Genomic DNA, 11,858 nt, shown 5'->3' with positions numbered 1-11,858 from the left:
GGTTCAACTAACAAGCACCACTACGCTTGGTCAGAAGCACAAGAACAGTTTTGCAGATCAGAAACAAATCATAGAAGGGATGCCACTGAGCTTGATAAAGCAGATCAAGCTGAACAATATCTTCAAAATCTTTAACCAAAGAGCGACCGCTAACCTGCCATTCACCTGTAAGACCTGGCTTGACGTTCAAGCGCTGCCAATGGTGACTACTGTATTGAATGACTTCATCGAAAGTTGGGGGTCGGGTTCCAACCAAACTCATTTCGCCTTTCAGCACATTCCAAAACTGGGGCAACTCATCAAGACTGGTTTTTCGCAGAAAACGACCGACCCATGTGATACGAGGATCATTTTTGTTCTTAAAAATTAATCCTTTTGCCTCATTTTTTATCTGCGCCTTCAGTTCGTCTGCATTTTGCACCATCGACCGAAACTTATAAAGATAGAAAGGATTTCCCATTAGCCCATAGCGCTTCTGAGAGTAAAGAATGGGACCGGGGCTATCAAGCCTAATAGCTAAAGCCACTGGGAAGAAGATTAATCCAAAAAATACTAGCCCGATCAGACTACCGACAATGTCAATAGAGCGCTTGAACAAACAATATACAGATGGATGCGGAGTCCCTTGTTGAGGGAAGGTAGATGCATAGGACTTAGAATCCTTTCCTGACAGTGCTGACTGCATGGCTTGGGTTTCGCTGTTTAGTGAATGAGGCGAGTGCCGTAGAAATACGGAGAGTACTTCAAAACAATATAAAGGAATTTTCAAAGCTCAATGTGTTGAATTGGAACACTATTTCAATCTTCTTGAAATCTTCACATAGTTTCATAAATATGAAGGAATGATGAAGCTCAGTTGATAAAACCCTGCAAAAGACTGACTGAACGGCATCTTGCAGTTTTCCGTAAAATTACGGAATCTAATAATTGTTAATCAAAAAAAATAAGCTTATCTCTCTCAATATTTTCTAGATTGCGAAAGAAAATATGGAGCTCAAGACATGCTTGTATTACTTAATACGCGAAACTGTGATTTAAAGAACATTCTTAAAAGAGCGAGTTTTTAAAGCATGGTTAAAAACTTACTTCACTTAGCTCAATATTTTTAATTTTTCAGTTTTGAAAGTTGGGGTATGAGCTGCTGAAAGGCTTTTCCTCGATGACTGATAGAGCGCTTAATTTCAGGAGGCATTTCAGAAAAAGTTAACTGATGCTCTGGACTGTAGAACACCGGATCATATCCAAAGCCACCCATTCCTTGCGGCGCTCGGAGAATTTCACCCGCACAAATCCCTTGAGCTTGCAGTGCAATCGTTCCATCAGGGCGCGCGATCGCAATGGCGCAGGCAAACCGGGCAGCTCGGTTAGATTCATTCTCTAATTCTTTCAGCAGTCGTGCAATGCAAGCAGCATCGCTTTCAGCATAACGAGCAGAAAAAACGCCTGGTGCTCCCCCCAGTGCTTCCACTTCCAATCCCGAATCATCGGCGATCGCCCATTCACCCAGTGCAAGTGCTACCTGAGAAGCTTTCAAACAGGCATTTTCGGCAAAGGTGGTGCCCGTTTCCTCTACTTCTAACTCAGGCGGTTTCAGGCGTAACTCCCAGTCCAGATCGACAAGGTGAGCTTGCATTTCTTTCACTTTGCCTGGGTTTCCGGTTGCTACCACCAAAATTGTCATCTAAAGTCCCTTTTTACCGCTGATATTATACGAAGTTGCAACTCGATACATAATTTTGAGGTCAGTGCGAGGTGCGGAGTTGCTAAGCCCAGGTTGCAATGATCCACTGGCTACCGTTAATGACGTAAAACATACCCACCACCAGCAAAGCAACATTAGCAAGCTGAATAATGGTGTTTGAGTGCAGCAACAATGTGCGGGTTTGTTTGGCAAGTCCAGTGAACAAGCTAGCAAGAAAAATAATGGCGGTATAACCAAAAGCGTAGCTAATCATAGTGAGTGTGCTTTGCCATTGCGAACCTGTGGCGGAGGCGGCTGTTAGTACTGAAATCATGATTGGGCTAGTGCAGGGAGAGCTGACCAGAGCAAAGGTAATTCCAATACCGTAAGGACCTGTGAGAAACGAGGCAATTAACGACTGAAGCCGCGATCGCCGCGACATTTTTTCTCTGAAGAGAAGGGTATTACAGCCTGTTGCCTTGCGTGAGGCGAAGCGCTTTAAACGCAGATGGGGGATTTGCACACTGCCAATCAGGTTTAACCCCATCAGCACAATGAGTGTGCCAACAGCGACCTGAATATATCCCCGAAACTGAATCAGAATCAGACTGGCTGCCAAAGAAAATAGCCCCAGGAAACTGAGAACAGTGATTACCCCGAAAACAAAGGAACCCGCCTTAAAAAAGGCATCTCGACGGGAAACGATTTCGCGGGTGCCAATGTAGCTTAGGTTGACAGGCAATAGGGACAAAATGCAGGGGGAAATGCTGGCAACCAATCCACCCAAAAACGCTAGCCCAATCAGTGCCAATGAATTATTAGTCTGATATTGATGCTGAGTAAACCACTGTTCGTAGCGATCGCCAGTCCAAAGTGCAAACTGCTGTAGCGATTGATAGACTGAGCTTTGGAGTAATCCTTCTAGGAGTAAAGTTAGGGCGATCGCGCTAACAAATAGGGTTATCAGCAGCAGTGGATGCTTTGAGTGGGAAATTGAGCGATTGGGTAACTTGGACAGTTTGACACGAGCCATAACAATTTAGTCTGCGAGCAGCAACAATACATTACTTTTCAAACTGTTGAGAGCCTTGATAGTCAAAGAGCATTGAATTTTCTTGAAGCTCGTTTGAATGTTTCACGCTCACCCAACTCAGCCAGTGACAATAGCCAACCCGGGAGCACGCTATCCGCTTAGTTGCAACTATCTTTAGTTGTATTCTAATCACCCCTATAAAACAGTGATTTCCCTCACTCGTAAATTCTTCTCATACGTTGAGTCACTCCCTTAACCATCCTTTCATTTTTCCCTGTTCTCCATCACCTATTACCGCAAAATTTAATCTTGTAGAATGAGCCAACCTGGCAAGGCTAGCCTACACTGCTAACGGCGCATGATGGGTAAGCAAGAATTTGAGGAGCGTGGAGGGAAGTTGTGGGAAAGATCGCGCTGCTAGTTGGGGTCAGTGTCTGTGACATGGGGTTTCCTCCTTTGCGAAAAGCCCGCACCAACGTGGAAGTGCTGAAACGAGCGCTGCAAGGAACATCCTCTGGCTTTGTGGTGCAAACGCTGAATGATCCCAGTTTGCAAGACATGATGGAAGCGATAGAGCAACTGTTTCGTCATCGTGAGGAAAATGATCAGGTCTTATTCCTCTTTTCTGGCTATGGCATTAAAGATGTGGATGGGCAACTTTACTTTGCAGCTCCCCATACTGCACTCGACGATCGCGGCAACCTCATTCGCTCCCGCACCATGCCTGTCAGATTTTTGCACAATGTGATGGATACTAGCCCCGCTTGGCGACAAGTCATCATTTTTGACTGCTGCTTTCGGCAGACGGGCGGAATTTCTCCTACAGAGGGCGAAACCCTGATGGAGGATACTTTTGATCACTTGATTGGCGATCGCCGCGTGATTTTGTCTGCCACAACCTACACTCAGCACTTACCAGAACCCGATAGTCTGGATGCCTGGAGCTACACTCGCTATTTGGCAGAGGGCGCAGCAACTGGGGCAGCAGATATCGACTGCGACGGTAGCCTTTCTGTTAAAGAGCTTCATTACTATTCCCAGCGCAAGCTTCACGTTGCCGCCCCCGATCAACACCCGCAGTTTTATGGATCAGAAGATACGGCTAACCAATTGGTATTACAGGTTCCCAGCCAAACTCCTACCGTGCAATATCGTCAGTTTTTAGAAAAAATGGCTCAAACTAGCGAAATTGACACAACCGAGTTTCGGATTTTATCTGGGCGCAACACTCTCAATACATTTCGCCAACATTTAGGATTGTCGCCTCAGGATGCATCCGAAATTGAAGCTCAGGTACTGCGCCCCTATCGAGAGCATCAACAGCGGATACAGTTGTATCAAGAACTTTTCTCTAAGCTGGCACAAGAGACAGAATGACTCCCAAAGAAGAGGTCTACCAGAAATTAAGGCAGTGGCAAAAGGCGCTGAGCTTAAACGATAGTGATACCGGGTTAATCAACACGGTGCCATCTGTGAGTCGGCTGCAACCTAAAGCCCGGCAAAATGACCTGAAACTCTATGAACAATTGCTAGAACGGATGCTAGCAGAAGCCAGGGATCGACAGTCTTCCTTGCAAGCGCGCGATCGCCATGAACTTCAAGCCCTCCAACAAGTGCTGCATTTAGCCGACGAGGATGTAGCGGAAATTGAACACCGTTTGACGACCCAATCCGCTCAATCAGCCGAAACTGTTTTGCCTACTGTTTCACCTAAGAGTGGCTCTGATAGCTTAACCAGTCCACCGCTCTCGAGCTTTAATTCCTCTACGCAGAGTCCATCGACAGAAATCCCCTCGACAGAAATCCCGCCTACACACATTCCATCGGCACAGGTTCCATCGGCACAGGTTCCATCGGCACAGGTTCCATCGACAATTCCGCCTACACAGATTCCGCCTACGCAGATTCCATCGGCAGAAATCCCTTCATCTGCTAGTGGCGAGGTGAATTATCCAGCAAATCTAACGGGCGTAAAAGGGCAAGTAGTCAAACGCAAGATGGAAATGGATGCAGCCAACACCTCAGTCAATCCGTCTCCAGTTGACCAATCCACACCTCAAAAAGCCGTCAGCCAGACAGTGACAGAGATTGCTCCCCCGGCTGCGGTTCCTGCGGTTCAGCTTACGGAGTCTGCCCCTGCATCTTCCACCTCTGCGTCTGCTCAAGTTGTCTTTACAGAACCACCTCCAAAAGTTCAGCGAGATCGCCGCCCATTACTGATTACCCTGGGGTTGCTTTTGCCTCTGTTAGGAATCATCGGCGGTATTTGGCTGGCACTTCGCTCCAATTTGGGCAGGAATACCGTCCCAACGGACCCAAAAGTCGCTCTGCAATTTATTGTGTCGGGCACTAAAAAAAATCAGCAGCGACAGTATGCCGCAGCGATTCAAGATTTTAACCAGGCAATTCGCTTTAATGAACAAGATGCCACTGCATACCTCAATCGTGGTTTTGCCCATCATCAAATGGGGCAGCTAAATGAGGCAGTGGAGGATTACGACAAGGCACTGACGTTCAATAACAAATTCGCGGAAGCATACAGTAATCGCAGTCATGTCCGATTTGACCAAGGACGACAGGATGCAGCTCTGGAGGATGCAAGTCGGGCGATCGCGCTTCAACCCAAACTGGCAGTTGCTCATTTAAACATGGGCAATGCATTACTTGCTAAGGGAAATTTGGACGGTGCCTTCCAAAAGTTCAGTCAAACGCTTCAACTCAAGCCATCAAACATCGTTGCGGCAAGAGCACACAACAATCAAGGCAACGTTTTTGCTGGTCAGAAAAAAATTGATGAGGCTATTGGAGCTTACACCCAAGCGATTCAATTGGATGACACCTACGCGGATGCTTTTTACAACCGGGCGATCGCTTTTGAGCGGAAGGGAAATCGTCAGGGCGCGATCAATGATTTTAGAGAGGCTGACAGCCGTTACGAAGCTGCGGGTAATAAGGAGATGAGCAATAGAGCAAAACGTCGAATTGAGCAATCGCAAAAAAACTCTACGCCTATGCCCCCTGCCCAATCGCCCCCGACTCAATCTATTTAGCGATTCGACTCTTTAAAGAGACACTCCGCGAACAGCATCCACCCAACAGCTGGATTTTGCCATCCCATCCAAAAGAAGTCCGAAACCCTCTCTGTTTGCACCGAGAAGGTTTCGAGCCGATGTTTTGGAGAGCAAGGGACAAAATTTACCCTTACTTCATATCTTTAGTCGTTCAGTTTCATCGGGTTGTTCCGGAAAACGCTCGAAAGGTCAGAAAAACTTACCAACTACGAATAAAGTTTCCTGATTTAGCGGGATGTAGTGCGTAGCAGTTTTTTGCCCATACGCCATCCTGTAAATCATTTCTTTGCGGTCAATCTTTCAAATCTTCGGAGTGTTCCTATGTCAAATGTGATATCCCCCGCAGTTGTTCACTATCCTGAACTCAACGGGCCTCTCAATGGACGCTACCAAGTCAATGAAATCTTAGCGGCTCGTCTTTGGGAGCGCACCTACCTTGCCCAAGATTTGCATCATTCTAGCCAGTCAGAGTGCATCATTCACCATTTCAAGCAGATCGCAGAGATACCGAACTATGCAGAATCGGTACGCAGCCTATTTGCCAAAGAAGTGGAACGGCTAGAAGAGTTTGGCACCCATGAACAAATTCCTCAGGTGCTGGCTTATTTTGAAGATGATGAAGGATTTTATGTAGTGCAGGAGTTTGTGGAGGGGCGATCGCTGAGCCAAGAATTAATCCCTAACTTGCCCTGGAGCAGTGGGCAGGTTGTAACGTTACTGCGAGAGGTGCTGGAACCTTTAGCATTTGTCCATCACCGAGACGGGCTGCACGGAAACATTAAGCCAGACAACCTTTTGCGGGGGCAAGCGGGTCGATTAGTTCTGATTGACTTTGGCAGCATGGCGCAGATCCAGCAAGAGTGCATGGCTGCTTACGCAGTGGAGGGCGACCCTACGCAGCTGTCGGAACAAAGTTATCAGCCGATGGAGCAACTTCAGGGATTGCCTTGCGCTGCAAGCGATGTGTATGCAATTGGGATGATTGCGATCCAAGCGCTGACGGGCAGACATCCTACGCAGTTTAAAGTCGATCCGCAGTCGGGTAAGGTGCTGTGGCTGCCTTATTACAAAGAGGCGATCTCGCCCATCAATCGTGGGCTGGTCGGAGTTATCAACCGGATGGTGCAGTCGGATCTATCGCAACGATTTGGATCGGCAAGGGAAGCACTTCAGGCCTTGCAAACGGTAGGCGGTGTGACTCAAAATCAGGCGAGATTGCCGATGGAAAGCCGTCCAGCAGTTGCCCCGATTACGATGACCGTTCCAGCAACGTCAACCAATGCCAAAACGGAGGTAGCCGAAACAGAAATAGCCGGAATAGAGATAGCCGGAACAGATAGTGAATCGGTAGCAAATCCTGTGCCTCATCAGCCTGTCTTTCTAACGCGATTGTTGATGAGCGCGATCGCCAGTCCTTCTGTTCACATTGGAGTTGGCGGCACGCTGCTTACGGCGATCGCGGCAGCAATTGGCTGGAGCTTATTAAACTCAGTCAATTGGTCGCAACCCAATCAAATTTTGGGAAAAGTCAGCAAAAAATTGCAAAAATCTCAACCCCCGGTTCAAGCTGGATTAGCAAAACCTGAGCGGATGCAGACGGTCTCCGACGCGTGGCTGCAAGATTGGACCCAGGCAACCAATACCTTCCAGCAAGCCGAACAAGCCGTAGACAAAGGGAATTGGCTAGAAGCGCGGCAACTGACTCAATCAATGTCTACTAAGATTCCTTACTGGAAAGATAGGAATAATGCGTTAGCCAAACAAGTCATCGCTAAGGCAGAGGTTGATTCTAAAAATCTGCTACAAACTGCTTACGATCGCGCTCGAGATCGTGATTTTGTTGCTGCATTAAGCACACTGAAGCAAATTGTGCCAGAAACCACTGCTGGGGCGATCGCCCAAACCAAAGTGGATGAATATAGGATGAAACGAGCTGTCAAAGCCCAAGCCGATCTACAAAAAGCTTACGATCGCGCCATTCTGCGAGATTTTACTCAGGCATTGACCTATTTAGGACAGGTTTCTCAAGACACTCCTGCGTACGAGATCGCCCAGAGAAAGGTGGTGGAATATTCTCGTAAAGCACAGGTTCGCGCCCGGTTGATGCTCAAAGCGGCTGCCGATTATGCCGAGCAGCAAAACTTTTTGGCGGCGCTGACCACCCTCGAAAAAATTCCCAGCGACTCATTGATAGACGGAGTGATTGAGCAAAAACTGACTGAATATACGGTACAGCTAAACCAGCAAGCAGCCGAGTGGTTGCAACAAGCCAATGCTGAAGCGGCTACTGGACGGAAAGCAACTGCGATCGCATTTCTGCAAAAAGTCCCAATTGGCACTCCTGCTTACGCCCAAGCCCGTGAACAACTCGCAGAGATCGCCCAAACTTCAGCGGTTGATCAGCACAACCTAAATCCTATAGTTTCTGCTATGTCAGTGTCAGATTTGAACCCTGGTACCTACCTGCGAGAAGCCACTGCAACCCTGATACGGCAAAATAAGAATGGCTGATTGCCATAAAGTACATCTCTTCAACTTTCGCTGCCTGTACGATGTCAAGGAACGTGTGAGAGTTAGGACCGTGTGAGATCGTCTTATCTGCCCATGGGCTTGATAGTTGAGGCGATTTCTCCAGCAGAAAGTGCTTTCGAAATACGCGAACTCTGATAGGAAAGCTTAGAGCATGGCTTGCTTCTTCTAAGGCAGCTTTGCGATGACTTCCTTGTAATTTTATGGTTAGGATAGCTTTTCCAGTGGCAATCTCAATTGTGATTCCAGTGATAAATGAGAGTGATCACCTGGCTAAAACCCTGACCATTGTGCATACAGCCGCAGATGTTGAGGTGATTGTGGTTGATGGCGGCAGTGAAGATGACACAGTTCAAATTGCTCAGGCTTTTGGAGTAGTGGTGATTCAATCTCAACCGGGGCGCGCCGTTCAAATGAACGCTGGAGCCGCGATCGCAACTTTCCCTAATCTGCTATTTCTCCACGCCGATACCTGTCTGCCAATCGGCTACGACTGGCTGATTCACGCAACATTAGCGCAACCTGGGGTAGTCGCGGGAGCGTTCGATTTAGCGATCGCAGGTTCTCAGATTGGCTTGCGGCTAGTGGAATGGGGCGTTAAATGGCGATCGCATTGGTTGCACATGCCCTATGGGGATCAAGGACTTTTTTTGAAAGCTGAGGTATTTCATAGTCTTGGTGGATTTCCAAATCTGCCCATTATGGAAGACGTTGTGCTGATGCGACGGTTGAATAAACTAGGAAGAGTAGCGATCGCCGCTGCTGCTGTGTCCACTTCTAGTCGCCGCTGGCAAACCCTCGGCATCTTCAAAACCACCTTCGTGAATCAGTTAATGATTGTGGGCTATTTCGTTGGCATTTCTCCTGCAACTCTGGCCCAATGGTACCGATCAATCAAGTAGCATCTAAAAATTTTAGTTTGCTTACCATCGCAAAAAAGTCTATCTAAATCAATAGAGACTAAACACAGTAGGTGTTCTAAATTTGAAGTGGCTACTATTCCAGCTTAAAAGGAATGTAATTATGTTCAGTCAATCCTGTTCATGCCCTTCAGTTCTCAACTCTTTAAAGGCTACCCTGCAATCTGCACTGAGTAGAACCATCGTTTCGATTTCCGCTACCAGTGCCCTTGTTTTAGTTCCGATCGCTATGGCAACGAGTCAAGTCTTGCCCGAATCGTCTATCCAGTTACAAACATCCACTACCAAAACACAACTTCTCGCTCAGTTTCCTCACCATACTTCAGCATCATCCACACTAGGCTTTTTAGTAACGAACTATTCAGTTTATTGTCAAACAAATGATTCCAGTACCATGGATACCGTTACCATCAAACCGTTGTGTAGCGGTGCTGGTGAGGGAGAAGTTGCGCCTCAGTTCCAAGTAGACAACAGTCCTGTTTTTCTAACAACTTCTTTAGAGCCCATAGTCTTGTTTCAAAATGACAAAGCAATAGTACTTCTCGGCGATTTATGAGGTTTTAGAAGCTTGACTGGGCGAATTAAAAGTTTCCGCAAGTTTCTGCATATTTAGCATCAGAAACTAACTATCAGTGAGGTAAAAAACCGTATCTGAAGTAGTATGCTTCAGAGTCACAACAACTTGTTAAGGTTGATTCCTCTAGTGGCAAGGATCTCTCTTGCTGGCTTGCGATCGCCATTACAAGAAATGCGCCTTGGTGCATCTAAAAAGGTTATTGAGAAATTAAGGCTTTGGTAAAGCGCCAGGACTCTCTCTGTTGCCTGGTTAGAAGCAACGACAGGTCCCTTGTGACAAGCTAACCATTCAGCTAAGCGTATCTGATCGTTCCACTTGAAATCGCTAGCACTATACCTGGTAAATTGAACATCGTAGGGAGGATCAGCGTAAACAAAATCATTGGGTTGCAGATATAAATCTACAAAATCGACTGCGGAGAAATGCCATTTTCTCAAAACGGGTACGTACCCCAAAAAGTCTTTGGGATAATTAAGGGATTTATAACGCCCAAAAGGAACGTTAAATTGATTTTTACTATTAAATCTACAAAGTCCGTTATATCCTGTGCGATTCATGAAATAGAACAGATTAGCAGCCTCTTTAGTATCCGCTTCTCCATTTAAAATAAGCTGATTAAATCGCTCACGGCATGAGTAGTAATAGCACGAATCATTTTTAAAGTTCACATCAGCATGAAGCCCTTTTTGAAGCCAAAAATAGAAATTCATTAAATGAGAATTAGAATCATTGAGCAGAGCTTTTTGAGGTCTTAAACCAAGCGCAACTGCCATACCCCCAACAAATGGTTCCACTAATCTATAGCCAGAATAGTGCTTCCACATAGTATGCAAAATAGGTACTAGCCAACGTTTTCCTCCAGCCCACTTCAATGGAGGATTGAGAACTTCATGCTTGACTTGCAATTCAGAAACCAATTGATCGTCTCTCTTTAATTCAAGTACCTTGCTCTAAAAAGGTTATTAATATGTCTACCTCTTCAGCTTTGTTTGCATAAATTTCACGGCATTTTTAGTTGGGGCATTCAGCGAACTTTTGAATTCATGCCTTTTAATACAATTCTACTACTTAGCCCTGTTTTTTATACATTTTGGGTAAGAATTCAGGTTACGTAAGGCTATTAACGACTTGATTGCAGCCTCAGCGTCAGTCTATTCAACGACCTTCTTTTCATATCTGAAAATTACATTTAACAACGCAACTACGTGTTACTTCCACCATGAAACGTTGTCGTTACCGTGAGTCAGATGGACAGGTAAACCTACTTTTGAAACAGGACGATCTAAGCGTTTAAAGGAGCAGTTTGCGATCGATAACGGAATCAAAAACACCTAAGCCATACCAAAAGAACCAACTTTTATAAGAGGTTTAAAGCGACTGAAGGGCAAATTCTATTTTGCCAATCCCTCGATATTCCGGGCTTTCATCAACCGCTGAAGTAAGATAGCGCCCATGCCCTCGCCGATACACTGCGATTGCACTTTTAATTCGATCTGTCGTGGGTCAAAGCTCATGTGGGCAACAAAATTCACTGCCTGAGTACGGTTTCTTGTCTTTTGCCTTCTCAATTAAATAGTCGATAAAATCCAAGACCTCACACTGCTTATTTGCTGGCAAAGTTCTAATTTTCTTCAGAAGCATTGTCATGAATAAGCTCTGAGTCAAGTTAAATATTTCCTGGTGTTGCTCCTCTAAGAGTAATTCTAAGTAACTATTGATTAAATCAATGGTTGGAGTACCTGTAGGCTCTGTTACCATTTCCTTTCTTCCTAAAATGGGCTTTTTGACTACGTGCAAGTGCCTATTTTACGACCTTTTAAGCTCGTCTACGGCTTGTAAGTCTTCAAGCGCACCTACAATTGTTGGTGTAGGCGGATCGAATATTACAAGGAATTTACCGTCAGGAGTTAGCTGGCGTAGGGCTTTTGCGTAGCCAGCCGCGTCTGATTCCTTGCGAAATCTGCATATAGTGATTCGCTGCATATCTTTCAGGAGGCGAATCACAGCCCAAGATTGCAGACGCTTTCCGTAAGACACAGAGCAGTTA

The 11,858-nt window shown here is 46.1% G+C and carries 10 protein-coding genes; 5 read left to right on the top strand and 5 right to left on the bottom strand.

The window, feature by feature from the left end; translation table 11 throughout:
• Window positions 1-7 precede the first annotated feature (7 nt).
• The 3 genes from JOY44_RS14100 to JOY44_RS14090 form a co-directional block, all read right to left on the bottom strand.
• Window positions 8-598, bottom strand: a complete 591-nt coding sequence (locus JOY44_RS14100) for a sugar transferase (protein WP_245404949.1) — start codon at window positions 596-598, stop codon at window positions 8-10.
• 507 nt (window positions 599-1,105) lie between these two features.
• On the bottom strand, window positions 1,106-1,681 hold the full coding sequence (rdgB, locus tag JOY44_RS14095) for an RdgB/HAM1 family non-canonical purine NTP pyrophosphatase (protein WP_171574316.1): 576 nt from the start codon (window positions 1,679-1,681) through the stop codon (window positions 1,106-1,108).
• Between the two features lie 82 nt (window positions 1,682-1,763).
• Window positions 1,764-2,714, bottom strand: coding sequence for a cytochrome c biogenesis CcdA family protein (locus JOY44_RS14090; RefSeq protein ID WP_171574315.1), 951 nt, complete (start codon window positions 2,712-2,714; stop codon window positions 1,764-1,766).
• Window positions 2,715-3,113: 399 nt separating this feature from the next.
• Here JOY44_RS14090 and JOY44_RS14085 point away from each other — a divergent pair, with 399 nt between their 5' ends.
• From JOY44_RS14085 to JOY44_RS14065, 5 genes are all read left to right on the top strand, one after another.
• Window positions 3,114-4,091, top strand: coding sequence for a caspase family protein (locus JOY44_RS14085; RefSeq protein ID WP_171574314.1), 978 nt, complete (start codon window positions 3,114-3,116; stop codon window positions 4,089-4,091).
• Entirely contained in the window at window positions 4,088-5,764 is a 1,677-nt protein-coding gene (locus tag JOY44_RS14080; protein WP_171574313.1) for a tetratricopeptide repeat protein, read from the top strand. The genes JOY44_RS14085 and JOY44_RS14080 overlap by 4 nt, the downstream gene beginning before the upstream one ends.
• Before the next feature lie 342 nt (window positions 5,765-6,106).
• The gene (locus tag JOY44_RS14075; protein WP_171574312.1) at window positions 6,107-8,296 is read left to right on the top strand and encodes a serine/threonine-protein kinase; all 2,190 of its coding nucleotides are present in this window, start codon (window positions 6,107-6,109) and stop codon (window positions 8,294-8,296) included.
• A gap of 242 nt (window positions 8,297-8,538) precedes the next feature.
• Window positions 8,539-9,216, top strand: coding sequence for a TIGR04283 family arsenosugar biosynthesis glycosyltransferase (locus tag JOY44_RS14070; RefSeq protein WP_197985347.1), 678 nt, complete (start codon window positions 8,539-8,541; stop codon window positions 9,214-9,216).
• A gap of 247 nt (window positions 9,217-9,463) precedes the next feature.
• Window positions 9,464-9,790 (top strand): hypothetical protein, encoded by a 327-nt coding sequence (locus tag JOY44_RS14065; RefSeq protein ID WP_203032029.1) that lies wholly within the window; start codon window positions 9,464-9,466, stop codon window positions 9,788-9,790.
• 116 nt (window positions 9,791-9,906) lie between these two features.
• Here the strand turns inward: JOY44_RS14065 and JOY44_RS14060 are convergent, their stop codons facing one another.
• Window positions 9,907-10,728, bottom strand: coding sequence for a DNA adenine methylase (locus JOY44_RS14060; RefSeq protein WP_197985345.1), 822 nt, complete (start codon window positions 10,726-10,728; stop codon window positions 9,907-9,909).
• A 586-nt stretch (window positions 10,729-11,314) separates the two neighbouring features.
• Window positions 11,315-11,569, bottom strand: coding sequence for a DUF2281 domain-containing protein (locus JOY44_RS14055; protein ID WP_171574309.1), 255 nt, complete (start codon window positions 11,567-11,569; stop codon window positions 11,315-11,317).
• Between the last annotated feature and the right edge of the window lie 289 nt (window positions 11,570-11,858).

This window comes from Leptolyngbya sp. Cla-17 (assembly GCF_016807185.1).
In the GTDB taxonomy this organism is placed as follows: Bacteria; Cyanobacteriota; Cyanobacteriia; order Leptolyngbyales; family Leptolyngbyaceae; genus ULC077BIN1.
This window is presented reverse-complemented; position numbering and strand designations above follow the sequence as displayed.

Coding starts and splice junctions, on each gene's coding strand:
- JOY44_RS14090 (WP_171574315.1), bottom strand. CDS start 2,714: ATGGCTCGTGTCAAACTGTCCAAGTTACCCAATCGCTCAATTTCCCAC.
- rdgB (WP_171574316.1), bottom strand. CDS start 1,681: ATGACAATTTTGGTGGTAGCAACCGGAAACCCAGGCAAAGTGAAAGAA.
- JOY44_RS14075 (WP_171574312.1), top strand. CDS start 6,107: ATGTCAAATGTGATATCCCCCGCAGTTGTTCACTATCCTGAACTCAAC.
- JOY44_RS14055 (WP_171574309.1), bottom strand. CDS start 11,569: ATGGTAACAGAGCCTACAGGTACTCCAACCATTGATTTAATCAATAGT.
- JOY44_RS14080 (WP_171574313.1), top strand. CDS start 4,088: ATGACTCCCAAAGAAGAGGTCTACCAGAAATTAAGGCAGTGGCAAAAG.
- JOY44_RS14065 (WP_203032029.1), top strand. CDS start 9,464: ATGGCAACGAGTCAAGTCTTGCCCGAATCGTCTATCCAGTTACAAACA.